The sequence below is a fragment of the Alloactinosynnema sp. L-07 genome (genome assembly GCF_900070365.1).
Lineage (GTDB): Bacteria > Actinomycetota > Actinomycetes > Mycobacteriales > Pseudonocardiaceae > Actinokineospora.
Map to the genome: position 1 here is coordinate 4552856 of NZ_LN850107.1, position 21747 is coordinate 4574602.

The following is a 21747-nucleotide window of genomic DNA, read 5'->3' on the forward strand; positions in this document are numbered from 1 at the left end:
GTCCTTGAGATCACAGCACAGCCCCCTGCTTTGCGGCTTGCTGAGTCGGGAAGAACCGCAGGTCACTCGGCGTGTGAGCGCTGAGGGCGGCAACAACTCGCTCGGATAGCACGGTCGGCCTGATGTACCAACCCTCCGACAACAGCTCGGCGTCCTGCAGCATCTTGAACACGTTTGACCTTAGCTTCTGCAGCGTCGAGTCCTTGATCTCGGCCAGCTCCTCATGCCACAGGGCTTTGGTCCGGACGAAGCTGTCAAAGTCCTGGTACTCCAGCGTCGGGACTAGGAGCAGAAAGCGCTCCCGCAGGACCTCCTCGGCAAACTCACCGATGAACTCGTAACGGCGGCAAGCAGCGGCCCACATAAGGTATCCACGCTCGGAGGCTGTCATCTCGGTCAAGAGTTCGACTTCGTCGTCGGCAAGCGCGGATAGCCGCTTCACGGTCTCGCGGACCAGACGGACTCCCGTGCGATGGGTCCGCGCCTGGAGCAGGTTGCTCTCCACCGCCTGGTCGCGGACCCGCTCCCAGTCGCGCTGCTCGATGTACACGGGCGCAAGCACCGCGCCCTCACGTGCCAAGAGGGCGCCTGTGGTGAACGAGAGCGCGTACCGCCGCGCTGCTGCCAGCGGGCCGTTCATCGATCCCTCCTCCCAGTTCTCGGCGAGTCGAACAGGCCATTGCCAGCGACCGCCCCATCCTGTCTGCTCACTCATCACCAACAGAGGTTCCTTCAGCCGACGAAGCCGCGCCACCGCTTCGAACCCACCCGTCGACCTCACTAGCCTGGAACTTCCACAGCCGCCCCACCTTGTGGGCTGGCATGCCCTTCTCCGCGATCCACGTGTAGACCGTGTCCTTGGTGACGCCGAGGTGGGTCGCGATGTTGTCAGCAGAGAGCCAGGGGCCAGACACGAGTGAACCTTCAGCCATCCAGTAGTCACCGAGCGCATTGTTGTTCTCACCTTACTGGTGAAGACCCTGCTTGATCCGGTCTAGTCCGGAGTAACAGGCAACAACCCTGTCTCAGTCGGCTCGACTCGGTAGACGACCGGCTGCGGGATCCCACCTGTTCGGCTGTCGGCCCGTCCGCGACAACTACCTGCATTGGGTTGGCCTTTGGCCGCAGCGTCCTTAGCGTGGACGACGCTTGCCTTGAACGAATCGCTGGGCCTGCCTCTGCTGAAAGCAAAACTCACGGCACCTGACCTGACACGGTGTAGCAACGGCCGGCGATCGCGTCCGAGCCGTCATAGGGCACCGCGATTGAGACCTCGACCGTTGAGGTCGCCTTCTGCCACCTTGGATCCAACTGGTGGCTCGACGGCGAGGATCTTCTCGGCGCTCACGACGCACCGCCGCCCGCGCGACGGCGACGCCGGACAACATCAACCGTGGCAGAAACCAGCAGTTCACGGCGGGTACGGTTTCGAGTGGATGCTGTACGAGCCGCGCCGGGGGCACCACTATGGTTAAGCGTTTCCACAGGTCAGCCCTGTTTCTCCCTGTGAGGACGGCCTGGAGGCAGAATACTGACTGCCAGGTCAGTCCTGTTCCCGTTGGCTCCTACAGGGGCACAGCTCGCGCTGGCCGTTCATGCGGCACCTCCTGCACCGCAGCATGAGCACGCATGGACTCAAGCGCCCGCTCTGCAGCGCGACAGAACGTTCTGACGCCGTTGAAGATCTTCGCGACTGTGTCCTGGTGGCCGATGAGACCGGCTTTCTGTAAAGGGCGACAAGGGCCGTCGGTGTGCAATGGAAGCACTTCGGCACCGCCAGCCCGGTGGAGAACTGCCAACCCGGCGTGCTCTTCGCCTGTACTACGACCGAGGGCCACACGCTGATCGACCGGGGACTGTACCTTCCAAAGTCCTAGACCGATGATCCAGCGCGCTGCCAGGAGGCGGTCGTGCTCAAGGACGTGGCCGGTGCGAGGTGGGCGGTCGAGGACTGTTTCCAGACCGCCAAGACCGACGTCGGCCTGGACGAGTACCAGGCCGCCGCTACGACGCCTGGTATCGGCAAATGACCCTCGCGATGCTCGCCCACACCTACCTCGCAGTGACTGCGGTCATCGCCCCAAAAAGTCCTGGTAGCAGCCTCATTCCGCTCAGGCTCGCCGAGATCAAGCGTTTCCTGGCGGACTTGATCGTCCGAACCCCGACCTGACCGTGACCTGGGCATGGTCATACTGGTGCCCATGGCATCAGTGCCGTACAACAAGCCCACTACCAGCGAAGACGGGCCTCGAATCAAGAAATTCGACTGGAGTACTAGGCGCCAACGTAGCTCGACGGGTCCGCATCGAGGGCACAGTGGGCGACGGTCAACGACCGCCCAGGAGGTTCATCGCCGACTCGATGGAGTCCAACTTGTGGTTGCCGGTCCCGAAGGACTCGACCGCCCGACGACGGAGGTCGGTCAGGGTTCGAGCCGCGGCGGCGGTGTCGCCACTACCGTGTTCGGTGGTCGCCCGCTCGATGGTCGAGGTGATCTCGGAATCGGTGAGGAAGTCCTGCCGTCGCCGGGGCTGGAACGGTTTCGTGGCCCGCGTCCTGCTGCTCGCCGGAGCTTCCGGCGGGCGAACACTTTCCGGAATGCGGTACGGAATCGTCACGTCGGGCGTGAGCACGGGGTTGGGTTCAGGTGCTCCGGTGAGGGGCAAATGCGGCTTCAGGGTGGTGAGTACATCGTCGATTTCGGGCCTATCCTCGACGTTCTTCGCCAACAACCCCAGTGTCAAAGCTTCCAATTCGCCAGGCATGTGGTTGACGAACTGAGACGGTGGTACCGGCAGGTCTTCCAAGTGCTGCTTCTCGCATGACTTCTCGCCGTCTCCGATGAACGGCGGTCGGGCGGCGAGCAGGAAGTAGAACACACACCCCAGGTTGTACAAGTCCGATTTCTCGGTCTGCTTGCCCTTGCGAAATCGCTCCGGCGGGGCGTACTCGTCGGTTCCGACGAAATCCCTAGTGTGCCTCGTCGCGTCCTCGCCCAACGGCAACGCGATGCCGAAGTCGATCACGTACACCACACCGTTCTCACCGACCATGAGGTTGTCGGGGTTGAGGTCGCGGTGCAGGATTCCGCCTCGGTGACAAGCGGCCAACGCCATGGCGACCGAGGTGCCGATCGCGGCCAACTCGGCATACCTGGGGACGTTGACGGCGCGGTAGTCCGCAAGTTTCCGCCCTCGGATGTAGGTCATCGCTATGTACGGCACGGACCCGTATTTGCCGTCGTCGACCACCTTCGGGATGTTCGGGTGGTCCAGTGTGCGCAGTGAGTCCGCTTCCCTGACGAATCTGCTTATGGTGCGGTTGTAGGCGTCACGCTTCAGTTCCTCCGTCCCCGGCAATTGCGGAACCTTGACGATGACCTGTTTCCCGGTCTGCAAGTCCTGTGCGAGGTAGGCGACCCCCATACCACCCTTGCCCGCCTGGTTGGTGACCTGGAAGCGGTTGCCAACGACTGTGCCGGGGACCAGTCGTGTCAGGGACCTGCCCACTGTGCTCGTCATGGAGAAGCACCGTAGCCGACTGGATCTTTCGATCCGTGTAGCGTTCTGGCGCTTCCGGCGATAGCCATGTCGATGAGGCCGAGTGAACACGGGGACACGAACCGTTATGGCGGGACGGCGGGTCGAGGGCAGGTTGTCCGCATCAGTGCGGCCGACACCGGTTCCCAGGGCTGTCCGAAGGAATCGGCGATCAAGGTACGGCTCGCACCGCGAAGCCGCTCCAGCACGGCTTCCGGCCTGCGGGACTTCACCTTGGGCCCTATCATGGCCGCGCTCGACCGGGTCGAGTTCGGCGGGTGGGACGAGGAGGCCGTAGTCGCCGAACTCGAACGGACGCGAGGAGTGTTCGGCTCCGATGCGGAACCCGCGCACACCGGACTGGTTTCCTGGTCGATAGAGGCTTTCCGCAATTATCGTGCCGCCCGGCTGACCCATCAGGAGACCGCCACCACCCGGTGTCAGCGTCCCGTGCGGTCCGCGTGGAAGATCGTGCACCACCGCGATCCCCCGGACCACCGCGGTGTGCACCGCTACGAACAGACCTGCTGGGGACGCCGCTACGAGTCCGAGGACGGATCAGTCCGGGAGTTGTGGCTGCTGGGTTTGACCACTCCGAAGGAACGGCCCCCGGTCGTCTACGCCGCAGCGGCCAACGTCGCCGCGTTCGGGGGGTCGACGTCACCGGACCGGGTGCGCGTGGTCGTGTTCGGGGCGATGTCACCGATCGCCGAGCAGTTTTGCGAGTGGACCGTCGAGCAGATCCGCGAGCACGCCCAGAAGGAGGTCGTGCCAAGGCTCCACGCGGTCGTCGACGGCACAGAGCGGAAGGCCGGTAGCGAGTGCGCGCGCTGCTCGCTGGCACACGGGTGCGACGAACTCCCCCCGGTCGACCTGCTACCGGCCATCCCCGCCGTCGGCGGCCCACGACGCGCGCTCTCCGTCACCGACCTGCGGTACTACCGATCCTGCCCGGCGCGGTACCACCTGGCGAGCCAGCAACACATCCGCGATGTCGAGGTCGTCGAACACCAGCCGATCGCCATCGGCTGGGCGGTCGACGCCGCATTGCGAGAACGTCACGCGGCAGGTTTCCACTCCGTTCGGTGCACGCCCGACCAGTCACCGGGTGACGCTGTCGCCGCGCTTTCGGAGCGAAGTCGCCGCTCGGCCGAGTCGATGGTCGCCCACCATTCGGCACTGTGCCCGTTCCCCGATGTCGACGCGCACGACGCCGAACCCAGGAAGCACGTCGTCGTCCACGACGAGAGGCTGGGAGTGGTCTTCATCGCCGCTCCCGACCTGCTGTACCCGAGGTCGGGCGGTTGGGTCTGGCGGGAAACCAAGACCTCGGGGCGAAGGCTGCCCCGTGACCGCTCCCTGCTGCGACGGTTTCCCCAGTTGGCCTTGGCCGTCCTGGTGGTGGCCTCCGGGGCGCTGGGACGTGACGTGGCCCGATCCAGGGTCGAACTCGAACAACTGCGACCGGACGGATGCGCCTTGGAGGAGGTGGACCCCGGAATCCCGGCCGTCCTGGCCGAAGCGCGTGAGGTGATCGGCGAGATGGTGGGTCCCCTCCTGGGCGACACCTCCTACGAGCCGACTCCCGGACGGGACTGCGCGGATTGCGAAGTCCGCCGTTGGTGCGCACCCGGTTCACAGCACGTTGCCCAGCAGTCAGGAGTCGGCGCCTCGTGACCGAGGACGAGCACCTGCTCGGAGCGGTGGCGAGCGCGTTGGTGGCGATCGAGGAACTGCGGGACCTGACGATGTTCCGGATGCCCTACCCGCCTGCGGTCCAGCGGACGGTGGACCGGTTCGTGCTGCATTGCCTGCGCCGCCAGGCCCTCCCGCCCAGGTCCCTGCCGGGCCTGGTCCGCTGGGGGTACACGCGGCCGTTGGGGTACTGGCCGTTGACGCTGCCCGCCGACCTCTACCCCGAGGACGAGCTCCTCGTCGACGACGAAGCAGGCGCACCGACGGCGTTCTGCCACGAGGTCGCGCTCTGGGCGGACACCGACAACCCGCTGAGGGAGGCGTCGCCCCGGATGGCCGAGATGGCCGGTCTCGCCGCCGAGCGCAACCAGGCTTGGGCGTTCAGCACGATGCGGGGGGTGCTGGCGGAGTACCCGGCGCTCACGAATGACCTGTTCAACGAAGTGCGCTTCGCGCACAAGCTGGGTGTGCTGGACGAGTGGCTGGGCGGCTTCTACGACGAGATCGGCCTAGAACACGAGCATGACGGCAAGGTCTTCCCCTGTGCTCGCTGCCGCATCCCGCTGCGGCCGATCACCGAGGACTCCTGGTGGTGCGAACGGGAGGAGTGCCGAACCGGCGGCGCGGTAGCCCCCGGTGATCCATTGGACTGGGACGCCGAGGTCTCGATCCAGTCGGACAGGAGGTACCGGCAGTTCGTCTCCGGCCCAGGTCGAGCGGTCCTGCGCATCGCGGACGCCTTGGCCCGGCCAGGGGTCACGACCCGGACCTGGCCGGTGCACAGCCCTGGTGACCTGCGGGTGGAGGTGTCCGATGGGCGCGGGTGGTCCGCGTTCGTCGTCGACTGGCACAGTCCGGCCCTGCTCGGCAGGGCGATCGCGGTCGCGGTGGCCCGATTCGGCGCGGACACCGCGGTCTGGGTCGTCGCCCAGTACCGGGTCGACGCCGACCCCGAGTACCTGCGGACCGTCCGCGAGCACGCCACCGCGGAGACCGGACCCCCACGCGTGTCCTCGGAGGACGAGTTCGTCGACATGGTCCGTCGGTGCGACAAGGGGAGCGGACATGGGTAGCGGGCAGTGGTACGCCGAGATCACCGAAGAGCTCAAGCAGACCAGGCTGAACCTGTCGCTCGAGGTGCTGTGCCCGGTCGAGCTGGGTCTGACCCTGTTGCAGCGGATCGACAAGGGGCAGCCGCCCACATCGGTGTGGGCCCTGCTGGGCGGCTACCCGTTCGCCCAGGCCGCAGGCATGGCAGGCAAGCCCGAACAGCATTGGATGATCACTTGTGTCCGGCGCCGCCTGTGGCCGTTGCGCAGGCGGGGGGCATGGGTGCAGGCGCTTCGGGAGTACCAGGAGCTGGACTCCAGCCTCCGCGCCTTCCGGGTCGCCAAGGACCTCCGCTCGTTCGAGTGGACCGGGGCGACCGCGCTCACCAAGAGGTTCGAGGTCTACGAGCGGACACTGGAAACGCTGCCCGCCCTCGTCGATCGGCAGCCCATACCGGCGAGGGCGGGTCGTTACTACTACTTCGACCGCGACGAGCGCGTGGAGGTCGAGATCCCGGAGGACGTCGCCAACCGGTCCGGGAACTCCGCGCCGCATGACCTGACCGCCCGTACCACGACGAACGGGACTCCTCTGGACATCCCCTGGGCCGAGCTGGAGCAAACCGCCGCGTGGATGGACAGGCACGTCGCCAACGAGGGCGAGCGGGCCAACTGGCACAGCAGCGTTCAGTCCACCCGGCTGCTCGTCCGCGACTCCTCCGGGTCTGATTTCTGCGAAGACGACGTCCTGCGACTCAACGGGCTCCTGCACGCCGTCGGCATGGTCGGAGTGGGGAAGAGCACGCTGATGAAGGTGCTCGCGGTGTGGGCGGTTCGTCGGGACGAACCACTGCGGATCACGTTGGTGGTGGGCGACGTCGCCGAGCAACTACGCACCACGGCGGAGCTGCGCGGTTTCCTCGGCGACCAAGCGGTCGTGCCGGTGATCGGTTCCTCGACCCGCGAGCAGCACGTGCAGTCCCTGCACCGCAGGTTGGCGTCCCAGGGTCATCCGCTGTTGGCCGCGCATCACGAGGAGGAGGGCTTCGGCGAACTGAGCACCGCTTGTCCGCTCGACGCCCTCCGCTCCACGGACAGCCCGGTGCGGTCGGTCGACGCGCCGTGCTCCCGGCTCTACCCGGCAGACGGCCAGACCGACGACCGGCGGCGCCCGCGCCCGGTGGGCTGCCCGTTGTGGCACGCGTGTCCGCGGCACGGCACCGCCCGCGACCAGGTCGGCGCGGGCGTGTGGATCGCCACGATGGCCTCGCTGGTCATGAGCCCGGTGCCCGCCGAGCTCAGCGGGGTTCGTCTGCGTCAGCTCGAACTGGCCTGTCGGCGCAGCGACATCATCGTCGTCGACGAGGCCGACCGGGCGATGATGAACCTGGACATGGTGTTCGCGCCGACGGCCACACTCGTGTCCCGAGGACCCCACTCGTGGTTGGACACCCTGCACACGCACAACATCCGCGAACTCTCCCAGGAGGGCCGCCTCCAACTGTCCAACAGCAACGTGCGGAACTGGGAGGTGGCGCTGTCCGTGGTCACCAGCGCCACCAATCTGATCTACTCGATGCTGATCGCGGACGAGCAGCTGCGGGACTGGGTGGGGGTCGAGTACTTCAACTCGTGGACGCTCCAAGCGAAGATCCTGTCCGAGCTGTTCCCGGAAGTCGACGAGCCCGTCCCGGCATCGGAAGACCGGGACGGGCTCGTGTCGCCGCGCAGCCGGGTGGAGACGGTGTTCGACCAGTTCCGGGACGACCCGCTGGGAGACAACGGTCCGTACGCCACAGCGGCCGACCGCTTGGCGGCGGCGACCCAGGACCTGCTGCACACGCTCAACCCCCAGGCGGCCACGAAGCGGTTGAGCGTGGTGATCGAGGAATTGCGGGCGATCGGAGCGGACACCGAGCCGGGTCCGGCGGCCGACGACGATCCCCTCGTGCGGAAGCTGGAGTTCGCGTTGCTGCTGTCGGCTCTGCACCATCGGTTAGACCGGTTGACCTACCTATGGCCGCAGGTCGAGGACGCGATGCGGTTGGACTCCACGGACAATGAATTGGTCCGCAGACCGCCGATGGACTACATGCCGCTCGTGCCCGAGTCCCCCATGGGCAACGTATTGGGCTTTCAGTATGTCGTGGAGGAGCAGGACGCCTCGGGTGCCGGGGTGAGCGGGACGCTGCGCTTCTTCCGGTGCACTGGGGTCGGCAGGGAACTGCTGTTCTCACTCCCCACGATGACCGTCGACATCGACACGGGCCGCGGTGGCACGCACGTGCTGATGTTGTCGGGCACCAGTTGGGCCGGAACCTCTACCCGTGCGCACGTCGTCATCCCGGTCGGTGCCGTGCTCCAGCCGTCGATCGAAGCCGAGAAGCGGCTGCGCGACACCGAGTTCACCGCGCGGTTCCTCTACAACGACGACGGGGAGCCCATAAGTCTCTCCGGGCAGTCCCGCAAGGCCCGGCCGTCCGCGCTGCGGACCTTGGTGGACAAGCTCGGCAAGCCGGGGCTCAATGGGATCTCGCCGTTGAGGGAGGAGATCCTGAAGGTCAAGGATCCCCTCAGACACCGTGCCCTCATCCTTGTCGGCAACTACGAGGACGCTCAGGCCGCGGCGGACCAGTTGAACGCCATGCCCGAGTGGCACGGACACGTCAGGGCACTGGTGGCGGACAACGCCGACCTCACCGACGCGGTCACCGGCGTCGCGGACGACCCTGGGCGCGCCGGGGTGGTGCGCCGCGGGGAGGTGGGACTCTTCGCCCGCGATGCCATGGCGCAGGTGCTCGTCGCGCCGATGCTCGCCATCGAGCGCGGGCACAACATCCTCAAGGAGAACAGCGACCAGGCTGCGCTTGGTGTGGCTTTGCTGCTCACCCGGCCGCACCCCGTGCCGACCGACGTCGGCCTCTCCGTGCTCGCCGTCAACGACTGGGAAAGCCGCTTCACCCGCGGTCTGTGGCAACCGGACGGCGACGGGCCAGCATCGTTGACCGAACTGGTGGCCGCGCAAGACTCACTCGACGCCGCTGCGCAGGAGTTCCGCACCTTGGCCCGCAGCAGGTGGGGACGGCTGCTGACTCGCCGGTACGCGTACTCCTCGCTGAGTCCGGAGGAGATGCGGTCTTTCGCATGGGACCAGTTGGTGGTCCTGTGGCAGGTGATCGGCAGGCTTGTCCGCGGCGGTGTCGCCGCGCGGGTCGTGTTCGTCGACGCGCAGTTCGCGCGCATGCTCGCCGCCGCGCAAGCCCCAAAGGCTCAGCGGTCGACCACGCGGATCGACCACGTCAGGACGAGCCTGCTGTACGGCATCCAAGAGGCCTTGCGCCCGTACTTCGTCCCACGACCAGACGACGAAGTGATCCCCGCGGCTGACGCGCGCCTCGCGGAACTGCTGTACGAACCCGTCTACCGGGCGTTGGGCGCGATGCTCGACCAGATGAGGCGGATCGACCTGGACAGCGCCGATCATGACGGGAAGGGGTGACCCATGGCCCAGCGCTACAAGGCGATCCGCCGAGCGGCATACGAGCCCGCCGGGGACCAACTTGGGCTCACCGTCGGCTACCACACGCTGGAGTTTCCAGAGGAGATCGCCGCGAAGGTGCTCGACCTCTACAACCTCACCCGTGAGGGCCGTGCCCGTGCGCAGGTACCCCCCACCCGCCGCTTGGACTCTTTGCTCCAGGCACTGGATCTGCGCCTCGGGGTGCTGCCGCGCGCAGTCGCGGTTGACGCGGGTCCGCGGCAATGGCTGTACTGCCCGGTGGACGTGCAGGACGAACCCCTGCCGGTCTCCGTCCTGCTCCGGATCCTGGACTACTGGATCGAGGAGCTGCGGCCCGAACCGGAGTACGCGGACGAAGTCGCCGGGGTCTGCGAAGCACTGAGAAACCACATTCCCGTCTGGCACCGACAGGACGTCTCGCTGCTGGGATGCGACCTCAGCAGCGGCGGGACTGCCCAACCAGCGGGCTTGCAGTACCTGCTGGCGACCCAGCACTTCGCCCGACGTATCCAGGAACTCGTGCCCTACGACTCCGGCGAGCAAGTGCTGCGGTTCCGCTCCGTGGCGCGCCGGGCCCGTCAACAGGGCGCCGAACTGATGTCCCAGCCCCTCTACCACGACAAGCACGGCAAGCGGTGGTGGTTCTCCGTGGTCGCCACCGTCACCCTGCAAACCGTGCCGTTCCACGCCCGTCCGCGGGTGCACCTGCGGTTCGGTCTGCGCCGGTGGGCCACGCATCCCGAGCAGGCGACCGGGCTGCTGCGCCTGGGTTTCCGCCGAGGAAGCGCCGTGTACCTGCGTCCTGTGGCACCGTGGATCCCCGGCGTTCCGGTCAGCGAGCGATACAGCGTGGCGCACGTGGTCAGGCGCGGGAACGAGCACGTGTGGCGGACCGGGGACCCCGCTCTGCTGATGGCGCGGTTGGCACTGCACCGCCCCTTCCCGGACCCGGCAAGTCTGCTGGGCGAACCGCGGCGGTGGTTCGAGGGCAAGCGGGGAGTCGACGCGCTAGTCGTGCACAACACGCACATGGGCGAGCACGGCGTCGGCGTCGGGTTCATGTCCCACGAACGGTCGCGCCTGATCGAATGGGCCGAGCAGGCACTGGCGCCGGACCTGGTCCGCGTCGGTGATCTCGCCCGATCACGGCTGCCCACCAGACCGGCCAATGCCCGCCAAGGCGGGTCGCGTGAGCGGACCTCGGCGTCCAAGGTCGTGCTGCAACGCACTCGACGCCTGTCGCTGGCCGCGCTCTACACCGAGTGGTCCGGTACACCGGAGTTCACCACCCGGCTGCTGTGGCGCACCGAGCAGACCCGTGACGCGGCCGTGGCCGCCCTCGCCACCGTTCTCGGCCTCGACGGGGACGGCGGCGCGAGCGAAGTGAGCGCACAAGCGCACGACAGCAGCGGCCGCGGGGAGCCCGTCGTGCTGCGGTGGCGCACAGAGGAATTGGTGGTGACGCTGAACTGCCTGCGCATGGACAACGGGTTGGCGGACGGTCTCGGCGTGGTCCAGGAACCACCCAAGGGGCGGGCGGACCGGGCCGCCCAGGCGGTTCACAAACGCCGTGCGGACATGGGCGATTTCCTGGCCAAGGACGGTGCGAACGCGGCGGTCCCGTCGGTCGCGATCGTGGAGATCCCCGGCAGGACCGTGTTCCGCGGTATGAACGACCCCAAGTTCGCACTGCGCCTCGGCGCGGCGGACAGCGGAGTCGTCAGCCAGTTCATCACCTCCCCCGTAACACCGCGAACGGTGAAATCCTTGCCTGCCGCGGCCGAGTCCTCCTGGATAGACGCGATCCGGCAACTGGGTGCCGCGGCCGTGCCGCTCACGGACGTCCCGTCCGGACTGCCCGAGCGGATTCAGTACCTCGCGGTCTGGATGGCGACCAAGGCCCGTGGCAGTACCGCGTACTCGGCCAAGGGGAAGTTCCCGGTGGCCGTACTGGTGCGCCCTGGGGTCAACGGGCCCGACTCGGTGATGGGCTGGGACACCGATGCGATCGGCGGGACGGGAGCGTGGACGGCGTACCCGCGCTACCTGGCCCGGCTGCCCGCGCTCGCAGCGGTGTCCGACCACGACCTGGCCGACGCGGGCGGAAACGACGCGCAGTGGTTCGACCGGTCACGCGACCTGGACGAACAGCGGTCTGCGACGGAGGAGTTCCTGCAACAGCTGCTCTCATCGGAGCAAGTGCGCGGGAAGTCCACCGTGCTCCTTGTCGACGCACAAAACATCAGGTTCCTATGGACGTGGGTGCAGGACGGCCAGGTGGAACAAGACTTCATCCGTACCGGCCTCGCGTCCGCCCGTCCGCTGGATCCCTGGCTGCGGCTGGTGCGGCTGCGCACGGGGCAGCAGCAGGAGACCCCACAGTGGTGGGGACTCGCCAGCGCCCAAGGAGTGAACGGACTGCCCGCCAACCTGTGGGCGGACAGCGAGCAGGAGAAGAGCAGGATCTTCTACAGCACCGCGCCGAAGGCCTCCACTGCCCAACATTCCGCGGTGGAGGCGCACAAACTGAACCGCAGGAAGATCCGCAGGGGCGAACGCGCGGGTGAATGGACCATTGATGTCGACCACCCCGCCTGGAACCCCGACCTCGTGGAGATCGCGGTCCTCGGCTGCCATCCCGGTGACGGCGACTCCCCCCACGCTCTGGCGATGGCCGTCCACCAGCTCAGGCAGGCTCCGGACTACCGCGACGCACTCCGCAGACCGCTACCGCTGCACCTCGCCCAGAAGGCGCAGGAGTACATCCTGCCGATGAGGAACGTGGACGAGGAGGACGCACCCGACAGCCATGATCCCACCGCGCCCTCCGACAGCTGAGGCACCTGAGGTCCCGCCTTACGACAACTCTTTGATCCGTCGTCCCGCGGTTTCGAGCGTTCGCTTGTCCTCGTCGTCCGTGTGCGGCAGTTGCTCGTAGACGGCCAGACAGCTCAGCAGCGCTTCCCGTTCGTCAGCGGTACGCCCGGCCGCCCGGTACGCCTTGGCCAGCACGGCGAGCACCCGTGCCTCGTTGATCCGCGCTCCCGAGTCGGTGTAGTAGCCACGTGCGGCTTCCCCGTGGAGGATCGCCGTGGGGTAGCGCTTCAACAGCATGTGGCAACTCATCAGGACACGGCGCAAGGCACCCTGATTGTACGTGGTTCCCGCGCGCGCCATCACGTCGATAGCGAACGCCTCCCGACCGAGTGCGCGCTCCGGCTCGTCTAGTTCGAGGTGACAGTGGATCTCGGTGGGCAAGGTGGCCGCCACACCACGCTCGTCCATCAACTCCGCGTAGAGGCGTCCGGCGAGCATCGCATGGTCGCGCGCCGCCTCCCACCGCCCCATGTCCTCCTGGAGGACTCCCATCTGCTGGTTTCCGTTGGCCACTTCAAGCGGATCGCCGACCTCTTCGGCCAGGGTGATCGAGAGCTTCAGGTTGTGCTCCGCCAGGCCCGTCTTGTTCAGCTTTCGCTGGATGTTTCCCAGCACCCGGTGGCAGATGGCCTGGTACCGCAGGCGTTCCCGCTCGTCCAACTCGTCCTTGTCGATCTTGCACGCCGAGGCCAGCAGGCGTTCCGCGACGGGCCAGGGGCCGTTGCGGGTGTGGTAGCAGCACAACGCGAGTGGAAGTCGCCATCGGTACTTCTTGAACCGCTGGAAATCCGGCGAGTCCAGCACCACGAGCAGGGTGTCGTGTTCCCGGTCGAACCATTGTCTCCCGCCTGCGTCGTCAGCCGGAGCGGGAAGCGGTGCGCCCTCGTCGGCGGTGAGGTCGTCCGGGAGTTCCCGGCCTGATCGGAGTGCGCGGTCGCACTGCCGGGCGGCCTCCAATAACCACCCCAGCAGTCGCTGCCGGACTTCGGCGACCCCCACGTCCGACCGCTCCTCGGCCGCGCGCTCCAAGGCGAACGCCCGGACCAGGTCATGAAGACCGAACCTGTTGTCCGGCAACGCGTACAACAGGCTGCCCCGCAGGAGTTCGTCGACAGCGTCGTACACCACGTCCTCGGGGAGTCCGGACAGAAAGACGACAGCATCCAGGTCGACAGTGGGACCGGGGTGAATGGCGACGGCTTGCAATACTCCGGCCGCCGCAGGCGAGAGCGGTGTGTAGGACAGGTTCAGTGAATCACGCAACGCCGTCTCCCCGTCAGGTCTCGCACCCAACAACGCGTCCGCCGAGCCCAGTCTCGCCAACAAGCTCTTCAGTGTGGAGCCCGGGTTCAGGCGGGCCTGTGCCACGACCAGCTCGACCACGAGGGGAACACCTCCGCACGCCTCCATGAGCTTGATGGCGTCGAAGGGCTCCGCCTCGACTTTGGCGGCGGTGACCGCCTCACGCAACATCTCCAAACACGCCTCGCGTCCGATCGGGCGCAGGGCCAGCACCTGCCCGCCCGCGACGGCCGGGGCGGTAACCGCCGTCCGCGTCGTGATGACCGTGCGACTGTGCTCGCCCGCCGCCACCAGGTCCGCCACGTGCCGGTGGTCGCGAGCGTTGTCGATGACGACCAGCACAGCGCGGGTGTTCACCGCCGTCCTGTACTCGGCCACCACGTCAGCGCCGCGCAGATCGGCTCCCGATATGCCGAGGGCCTTGGCGAAACCCGCCAGCACGACCGAGGGTTCCACCGACCCGTCTGACGAGAAGCCCCGCAGGTCGGCGAAGAGGACCCCGTCCGGGAAGTTCTCGGCCACACCATGTGCCCACCCGAGCGCCAACTCCGTCTTGCCCACACCACCCATCCCGCAGACAGTGACTACCCGGACCCCGTTGTCGGGAGCGGTCAACCCGTCCAGCTCGGCCAGTTCGGGGTCTCGACCGCGCAAGATCGCCCTGGCGGGCGGCAACTGGTGCGGTGCCCTCATCGGCGCGGCCTTGAGCACCCGCCGCGACTGGACACCGAGTGCCTTCGCATCGGCGCGCAGCCTGGTGAGAACTGAGGACGGCCCGTCTGAGGCCTCTTCCCGTTTGCGCAGGTCATCGAGAATGAGCTGTTCCTGACCACACCGGGACCACGCGCGCCACAACGCGTGCCGAATGCCGTCGTGGCCCATGAACAGCTCGTTGGCCCGCTCCGCATGAATGGCGGCCTGTTCGGCCCCTTCGTGCTCCGAGGAGAGCGTGATCAACTCCAGGAACGCCCGAGCCCCCTCGGCCCGCAGTTCCGCCGCCTCGTCACGCAACCACTTCGGATCCAGTCCGGCCAGCGGAAGGCCTTGCCATGATTCCGCCGCCGCGAGCAGAAGAGGCAGTTTCCGGTGCGCGGGCAATCCCTTCGCCTCGGCGACCCTGGCGCGGAACCTCCAGAGGTCGACCTGCTCCTTTCCCAGCGCCAATTGCAGACTCTCGCGCACGTTCTTCCGCACGACCTCCACGCCTGCGCGGGCCCGTACCTTCGCGCCGTAGGAACGCAGGGTGGCACGGGATCTGATCTCGAAGCGACTGGTCAGTTGGTCGTAGCCGACTTGGCCCTTGGAGACCGCCGCAATAACCAGGACCGTGAGATGGCGCGGCTCCAGCAGCACCGGCACACCGTTCACCAGCAGTCGAACGGTGCCGAGGACTTGCAGGTCGATCACAGGTTCTTCCATCGCGATCAAGTGAACCAGACCTCACCCCCGTGCGGGTTGCCGATTCCCGTCCCCACGGTTCCCCCACAGTGTCCCCACGGCCGGACTCGACGCTATCCCCGTTCGAATCAGCGTCCAGGAAGGAAGACGACATGAGTTTGCGGAATCCACACCCCTTGACACCGTGGTGGACAGCCGCGTGTGGCGTGCAGACATATGCGATTCGACAGGTGGTGCTGGTTGTCGTGCACAGCGTGGCGGCAGGTGAGCGTTTGCTCGCGGCCGTCCGCGCCATCGAGGGCGAACCAGGTGTCCAGGTCGTGTTCACCCAGCCACCGGGCCCTTCCGACAACCGGGTGGCGGACTTCTTCACCGGCTCCGACGCGCTCATCACCCCGTGGGAGCACGCGGCACAAGAGAGGTTCGACCTGGTGATCGCAGCCAGTCCGACTGGCATCGGCACGCTGCGGGGGGCGTTGTTCCTCCTGCCCGAGGTGTCCACGGACGGCGAGGTCGTCGACCACAACGGCAGGCGCTGCATCCCAGCGCTCAACGGCCTGCTGAGGCAACGAGCGGGCAATTCCGAGGCTGTGGCCATCGGCTTGCCGCACGACGCCGCTGTCGCGGCGCTGCGAGTCGCCACGCAGCACGTCGGGCGACTGGCCACGGTCGTCGGCGACCCCTCGTACGACTACCTGCTCAACACCTTGGCCTACCGAAATGCCCATCGGGAACACCTGGGGATCCGTCGCGACCAACGGCTGGGCCTCGTGCTGTCGACCAGCGGGCCGGACTCGCTGCTCGGCAGGTCACCGGCCCTGCTCAGGCGGCTCGCCGCCGATCTGCCGTCATCGGGAGACCGGCTGGTCTGCCACCTGCACCCGGACGTCTGGGTGCGGCACGGCAGACGCCAAGTGCTGGCTTGGGCCGGCCCTGCGGTACGGACCCGGATGCGGTTCCTGCCTCTTGGGCAGGGCTGGCAGGCCGCTGTCGCGGCAGCGGACTATGTCGTGGGAGACCACGGTGCACCGACCGCCTATGCCGCAGCCACGGGCAAACCGGTGTTCTTGGCCAACCCCATGCCCAATGCAACACCGAACTCATTGACGGAAGCCGTCGTCCGGTACGGCAAAGTCCTGAACCCAACTGTGCGGCTGGAGCGCCAACTCGACTGGTCTGCGCGTCCCAGCGCGCCGGTCACCCAACGCGTTACTTCAGTCCCAGGTCGATCCACCGACCTCCTGCGCACCCAATGCCTACGCCTGTTGCGCATCACCAGCCCGGCCCGACCGACGGTCTTCAACCACTAGAGAGGAGAACTCCAACATGCCCACCAACCAGGCCCTCGTTCGTTCCGGCAACGATGGTGGCGGCGGAACCGGCGATCGCGTCCACTCGCCGAACAACGGTTGAGGTTGTGCTGGGCCCGATTGGCATACGGTCGGGCCCAGCCGGCCGTTGGTCGCCGAAACCCAATCCAGAGATCCCACATCGGGCACGCCAGCCGTGTGATCGGATATGGCTACAGTGCCGACGTAGGAACGCAACGTCTGCCACAACAAGTCCTGCTTGGCTTGGTCCGGGCCACCCGACAGGGCGTGCGCCACGTACGCTGCCACCCGCGAGCCGCCGTGGCCATCGCCTGGTGCATGGCGCCGACCTGCTGGAACTCCGTCGCCGCGACGGTGTACACCGCCTCGCGAATCGACTCCGCGAAGGCGATCAGCCGTTCGTGGATGGCACGCGGCGCCAGCGTGAGATCACCCGCGGCCTCCTCGGTGTCGTCGACCGACGACCAGAAACGTGCAGACTAGCTCTCGGGGTTAGCTGGTACCGGTCATGTCGGCGCAGGAAGTCTTCTCCCGGGCGGGCGGGCCTGCCTGCGCCTCGACATCTTGGCGCCAGTCCACGCAGGCAAACACCTGCGAGCCGATTACCGGGCGATCCGCCCGATCTTCGGAACACCAACATTCACAGAGTCTGCGCCGCACACCACGCAGGCCAACTGGTCGGCACGCGCGTGCGTCAACCCGGTTCGGATCTTCTCGGCGCTCACGACGCACCGCCGCCCGCGCGACGGCGACGCCGTGCAACATCAACCGTGGCAGAAACCAGCAGTTCACAGCGGGTGCGGTTTCGTGTGGATGCTGTACGAGCCGCGCCGGGGGCACCACACAGAAGGATGAAGAGATCGGATATTGATCCCATCTCTTCATCCTTCTCTGTTGATGTTGAGTTCTCGCGGCCGTGAGTGCCGCCAGCCAGCGCGACGAACTCGTTGATTGTGCGTCCGATCGCGTCGATGGTTTGACCGGTCTGGGTGACGCGGCACCCGGCCCGGTGTGTGGTGTGGTCGTAGATGATCTCCATTGATTTCGGGTGGCCGCCGCGATGTCCGCCGGGGTGAGAAGCCTGTGCGAGCCCGGATCCGTGCCGGTCAGCCCCGGATCGGTGCCAGCACGTTCTCGGCCAGCCGGGTCGCCGTCGCCGCGGCGGTGTTCCATGGAACGCCGCGAGGGTGGGCGGTGAGCAGGACGACGACGTATCGGTCGTCCGGGCCGACCAGGCCGGTGGTGTGCAGGTCGCGGGTCGGCAGGCAGCAGGCCCATCCCTGCTTGACCGCCCACCCCAGTCCGGCCGCCGCCGAAGGGATGCCGAAGTGCTGGTCGAAGCCGTCGGCCGCAACCCTCGGGGCGGCGCGCAACGCGGTGAGCACGATGTCGCGGTGGGCAGGCGGGGCCTCGTCGGTCAGGTAGCGGTAGATCCGGGCGACGTCGGTCGCGGTGATCTTCGTCTGGCCCCACCTGCCCGGCTCGGACGGCGGCGCGGTGCCTGTGAGGCCGAGGCGCCTGGTCCAGCGGGTGACGATGGCTCCTCCACCGCCTTGCGACCACAGGGCGCTGGCTACGCCGTCGTCGCTCGCGGACAGCATCTTCGTGATCTGGCTCGGCGTGCCGGTGCCACGTTCCAACGCGTCGACCGCGATCAGCAGCTTGACCAGGGACTGCGAGTGGAACGACCCGTCGGCGCCATCGGCCAGCACGGTCCGACCGGTGGTCCTGTCGATGACCAGCGCGCCGACCGTGGCACCACCCGTCTGTCCGCCGAGATCCACCGGAGCCCGCGTGGTGGTCGTCGCCGGTAGGTCGGTCGCGACGAGGGCGGGCCGAGACCCAATCTCCGCCACTGGCTCGGCGGCCCCAGTGATCACGAGCATGATCGTCGCCCCCACGCAGGCGCCGATTGACACCGCTGGTTTCCGCTTTCGCATGATCCTGATTGACCGCAGGCGACCCGGGCGCTGCACGAAGGTGAGCCTTTCGATGCGATCAAGGAAGCCACCCTCGCTGTCCGACTGACCACCGCTTACGCTGCTCGAACAGCCCCGCGAGTGGGGCTCGTCACTTTCCGGCCCGCTAACGGGACGCACCGGCAGGCTGCGGACGAACAGGAGGGTGAGCGGACTCATCGACTGTGGGACCGGACAGCGCGACATCGACCTGGACCGCCCGGATCTGACCTCCGGCGATGTCACAGCGGTCTTCGCGCGACTGTTCGACACCTACGCCAACCCGCTGCGCGGTTACCTGGCGGGCCGGGTCGGTGCGGACGTCGCCGACGACATCGTCGCGGACACTTTCCTGGTGGCCCTGCGAAAACGGGCGACGTACGACCCATCGGCGGCGTCGGTGCGCGCCTGGCTGTACGGGATCGCGATCAACCTCAGCCGAACTCATCGCCGCACTGAGATCCGCGCGCTGCGCGCCACCGCCCGGGCCAGGGGGCACTCGGAGGAGCACACCCCGGCCGACAACGACATCGCGATCGCCGACCGAGTCGACGCGCAGAACCGCGTGCGTGGCCTCGCGAAGGCCCTCGCCGCGTTGCCCGACCAGGACCGCGACGTGCTGCTGCTCAACTCGTGGGCGGGGCTCAGCCCGACCGAGATCGCCTTGGCGCTCGGGATGCCTGCCAGCTCCGTGCGATCGAAACTTCATCGTGTCCGCCACCGGCTCGCGACACTGCTCACCGACAAGGAGACCCGGCGATGAACGCCGAGCGCGATCTGGACGAAGCCCTGGAGCTGCTGCACCGCGGGCGGCGCCGGGCCCCCGGCTCGCTCGCCGACGCCAGGGCGGCGTTGCTCGCGGCGGCCGCCGAGGCCGAGGCCGACGATGTGGTGCGCCCGCTGCGCCGCCGCCGTCCACCCCGCTGGATCGCCGCCCCGGCCGCGGCGGCCGCGGCCGTGCTGGTCATCGTCGCCATGTTCTGGCGGCCGGTGTCGGACGACGTGCCCCCGGCAGGCCCGGCGGTCGTCCCCGGCGGGCTCGAGGGCGCCGCGGCGCGCGCGTCGGATCCGGTGGTACCGAACGGGAAGTTCCGGTACGTCTGGCGCCACGAAGAACGCCCGAAGACGACGCCCTACCCAATCCAACGTCTCACCGTCGAGCTGTGGGTTCCCAGCGACGTCAAGAACTTGTGGACCAGCAGGACGGCCGTAGGCCTGTCGGCACTGTCGTCGGGAACCACCACGCCGGGCGTGCCACCGACGACGGCGACATCGAGGCCGACCACCACCACGCGGCGTGCCATGCAGCCGGGCGACACTGCCCCGCCCGATCCGGTGCTGGAGTACAAGCACTGCGGCTGGTTCTCGGGCGGGCGTCCCGGACCGGAGGCCTGCGGTGGCGAAATTTATGTCGGCTCCCACATCATCTACCCCAGTACCCTGCCGAGCGACCCGGCCAAGTTTCGGGAGTGGCTGGCACAAACGACCCGGCAATCAACCCCGGAGACGTCGACCCCGTCGATCGAGCTGGCGGCGGAGCTCCTGCGGTCCGGGCTGATGCCCGCGCGGACGAGGGCGGCGTGCTACCGCGCCATCGCCGACCTGCCCGGGATCAAGTCATTCGGCGAGGTGTACCTGAACGGCCGCCATGGCACGGCGTTCGGCATGGACGACGCCGTGGCCCGCACCGAGTTGATCATCGACACGGCGACCGGCGACTATCTCGGCGACCGCCTGATCGCAGGCGAGGACACCCGGGCGTCGGGGGCGACACCCGGCCAGGTGCTGCGCTACAACACCGTGACGACGACGATCGTGGACAAGGTCCCGTACCGCCCCTGAGCAGGCAGGTCGGCCGCGTCGGCGGACGCGGCTATCGGACGGCCGTGGTGGTGGGTCCCAGGCGCGTCACCACAGTTCGACGTCGTCGTCCTCGTCGTCGGCGGGGCGCCGTCGCACGGTCGGACGCCCCGGCTGCGCGGGCGGAACAGGCGCGACGGGCGGGGGGCGGGAAAGCGGGCGGGGGCGGCGGGGGCTGGTCGCTGTCCTCCTCCTGCGGCAGATGCACCCGTGAGCCCGAGGGTGACCGTCACCGACTCGTCCGGCGACGACACCGTCACCTTGTCCTCGACGAGCCGGGTCTGCGGCTCCTGCGACTTGCGCTGCAGGTCGGCGATGCGGCTCTCGTAGCCCGCGAGCCAGTCGGCGTCCATGGGTCCCTCTCGATCGTCACCGCGTCGCGGCGGTGCGCACTTCCGTGACACGGTGGGCGATGCGCGTGTTGTCGGCGGTGGCGACGCTGAGCCAGTCGCCCTGCCAGGTAGCGGCCGCGTGGGGTGTCGAACCAGGTGACCACCGTGGGTGCGCGGCGCGGTCCGACCTGGACGCCGAACTGGCCGCCGCCGATCCGACCACGGCCGTTGGCCGGACCTCGTCGATGACGATCTCCTTGCCCCGCACCACACCCAGCGCGCCACGGCCGTGGCGGACCGCGCCGAGCGGGCGGTAACCGGTGCCGAGGTATCCGACGCCGTCGACCGACCAGGAAATGCGCCACCCGCCGACGGTAACCCACGATCGACACCGCGGCACCGGAAGCGACCGCACACACCGCTCAGTCGGCCGCGTTGTCACCTGTGTTCGGCAGTTCCGCCTGTATCCGCCGCCAGTGGTAGACGTAGATGGGACCGGCCAACAGCAAAGTCGTGCCCGAGCCGACCAGGCTCAGCACCGCCTGCCGCCGCTGGGAGTCGCGGGCCGCCTGCTCGTAATCCGGGGATCGCGTACCGCCTGCCGGGTCTTTGCCCTCGAACGCGACATACGGTTCGGGATAGGCCAGCTCGACGGTCGCGCGGACCAGGGTCACCGCGGCGAACGTCGCGATGACGAGCATGACCAGACAGACCAGGTACAGGTACAGGTTGCGCAGGGTGAACCGGTCGTGGGTCATCGCGTGCTCGCAGGACAGGCCATGGCACACCTCGATGAACAGCGGTGGTGGTGCGTTCATTGTGTCATCCGGCGGGCGATGACGTACGTCGTCGCGGAAGGTCTCCGGCCCTGGATTAACCCCGACGC

The 21747-nt window shown here is 67.7% G+C and carries 16 protein-coding genes and 1 pseudogene; 8 read left to right on the plus strand and 9 right to left on the minus strand.

Annotated elements, in window-relative coordinates:
• Positions 1-10 precede the first annotated feature (10 nt).
• Positions 11-640 (minus strand): DUF1819 family protein, encoded by a 630-nt coding sequence (locus BN1701_RS20320; RefSeq protein ID WP_054051208.1) that lies wholly within the window; start codon positions 638-640, stop codon positions 11-13.
• 67 nt (positions 641-707) lie between these two features.
• Complete coding sequence (locus BN1701_RS20325; RefSeq protein ID WP_054051210.1) at positions 708-932, minus strand: helix-turn-helix domain-containing protein; 225 nt, start codon at positions 930-932, stop codon at positions 708-710.
• A 990-nt stretch (positions 933-1922) separates the two neighbouring features.
• On the opposite strand from BN1701_RS20325, the pseudogene BN1701_RS38275 reads away from it, so the two are divergent.
• Positions 1923-2065 (plus strand): annotated as a pseudogene (locus tag BN1701_RS38275) (IS701 family transposase); the annotation flags it as partial.
• A 262-nt stretch (positions 2066-2327) separates the two neighbouring features.
• Here BN1701_RS38275 and BN1701_RS20330 read toward each other — a convergent pair.
• On the minus strand, positions 2328-3521 hold the full coding sequence (locus tag BN1701_RS20330) for a serine/threonine-protein kinase (protein WP_054051211.1): 1194 nt from the start codon (positions 3519-3521) through the stop codon (positions 2328-2330).
• 264 nt (positions 3522-3785) lie between these two features.
• On the opposite strand from BN1701_RS20330, the gene BN1701_RS20335 reads away from it, so the two are divergent.
• The 4 genes from BN1701_RS20335 to BN1701_RS20350 are packed head-to-tail and all read left to right on the plus strand — an operon-like array spanning position 3786 to position 12641.
• Entirely contained in the window at positions 3786-5216 is a 1431-nt protein-coding gene (locus BN1701_RS20335) for a PD-(D/E)XK nuclease family protein (protein WP_054051214.1), read from the plus strand.
• On the plus strand, positions 5213-6307 hold the full coding sequence (locus BN1701_RS20340; RefSeq protein ID WP_054051216.1) for an HU-CCDC81 and SPOR domain-containing protein: 1095 nt from the start codon (positions 5213-5215) through the stop codon (positions 6305-6307). The genes BN1701_RS20335 and BN1701_RS20340 overlap by 4 nt, the downstream gene beginning before the upstream one ends.
• Positions 6300-9782 (plus strand): hypothetical protein, encoded by a 3483-nt coding sequence (locus BN1701_RS20345; RefSeq protein ID WP_054051218.1) that lies wholly within the window; start codon positions 6300-6302, stop codon positions 9780-9782. Before BN1701_RS20340 ends, BN1701_RS20345 begins: the two co-directional genes overlap by 8 nt.
• Before the next feature lie 3 nt (positions 9783-9785).
• Positions 9786-12641 (plus strand): pPIWI_RE module domain-containing protein, encoded by a 2856-nt coding sequence (locus BN1701_RS20350; protein ID WP_054051220.1) that lies wholly within the window; start codon positions 9786-9788, stop codon positions 12639-12641.
• An 18-nt stretch (positions 12642-12659) separates the two neighbouring features.
• On the opposite strand, the gene BN1701_RS20355 is transcribed toward BN1701_RS20350, so the two are convergent.
• On the minus strand, positions 12660-15401 hold the full coding sequence (locus BN1701_RS20355; protein ID WP_054055987.1) for an NB-ARC domain-containing protein: 2742 nt from the start codon (positions 15399-15401) through the stop codon (positions 12660-12662).
• A 209-nt stretch (positions 15402-15610) separates the two neighbouring features.
• On the opposite strand from BN1701_RS20355, the gene BN1701_RS20360 reads away from it, so the two are divergent.
• The gene (locus BN1701_RS20360; RefSeq protein ID WP_197672126.1) at positions 15611-16690 is read left to right on the plus strand and encodes a hypothetical protein; all 1080 of its coding nucleotides are present in this window, start codon (positions 15611-15613) and stop codon (positions 16688-16690) included.
• A 742-nt stretch (positions 16691-17432) separates the two neighbouring features.
• Here BN1701_RS20360 and BN1701_RS35840 read toward each other — a convergent pair.
• On the minus strand, positions 17433-17750 hold the full coding sequence (locus tag BN1701_RS35840; RefSeq protein ID WP_157368128.1) for a hypothetical protein: 318 nt from the start codon (positions 17748-17750) through the stop codon (positions 17433-17435).
• 67 nt (positions 17751-17817) lie between these two features.
• Positions 17818-18597, minus strand: a complete 780-nt coding sequence (locus tag BN1701_RS20370; RefSeq protein ID WP_369800576.1) for a hypothetical protein — start codon at positions 18595-18597, stop codon at positions 17818-17820.
• A gap of 238 nt (positions 18598-18835) precedes the next feature.
• Here BN1701_RS20370 and BN1701_RS20375 point away from each other — a divergent pair, with 238 nt between their 5' ends.
• Together BN1701_RS20375 and BN1701_RS20380 are read left to right on the plus strand one after the other, a co-directional pair.
• The gene (locus BN1701_RS20375) at positions 18836-19432 is read left to right on the plus strand and encodes an RNA polymerase sigma factor (RefSeq protein WP_054051227.1); all 597 of its coding nucleotides are present in this window, start codon (positions 18836-18838) and stop codon (positions 19430-19432) included.
• Positions 19429-20511: a CU044_5270 family protein gene (locus tag BN1701_RS20380; protein ID WP_054051229.1), complete on the plus strand. Its 1083-nt coding sequence runs from the start codon at positions 19429-19431 to the stop codon at positions 20509-20511. The genes BN1701_RS20375 and BN1701_RS20380 overlap by 4 nt, the downstream gene beginning before the upstream one ends.
• On the opposite strand, the gene BN1701_RS20385 is transcribed toward BN1701_RS20380, so the two are convergent.
• From BN1701_RS20385 to BN1701_RS20395, 3 genes are read right to left on the minus strand one after another with little or no spacing between them, the layout of a single operon-like run.
• On the minus strand, positions 20460-20882 hold the full coding sequence (locus BN1701_RS20385) for a hypothetical protein (RefSeq protein ID WP_054051231.1): 423 nt from the start codon (positions 20880-20882) through the stop codon (positions 20460-20462). The genes BN1701_RS20380 and BN1701_RS20385 overlap by 52 nt on opposite strands.
• A gap of 16 nt (positions 20883-20898) precedes the next feature.
• On the minus strand, positions 20899-21276 hold the full coding sequence (locus tag BN1701_RS20390; protein ID WP_054051233.1) for a hypothetical protein: 378 nt from the start codon (positions 21274-21276) through the stop codon (positions 20899-20901).
• A 7-nt stretch (positions 21277-21283) separates the two neighbouring features.
• Positions 21284-21679, minus strand: coding sequence for a hypothetical protein (locus BN1701_RS20395; RefSeq protein ID WP_054051235.1), 396 nt, complete (start codon positions 21677-21679; stop codon positions 21284-21286).
• Between the last annotated feature and the right edge of the window lie 68 nt (positions 21680-21747).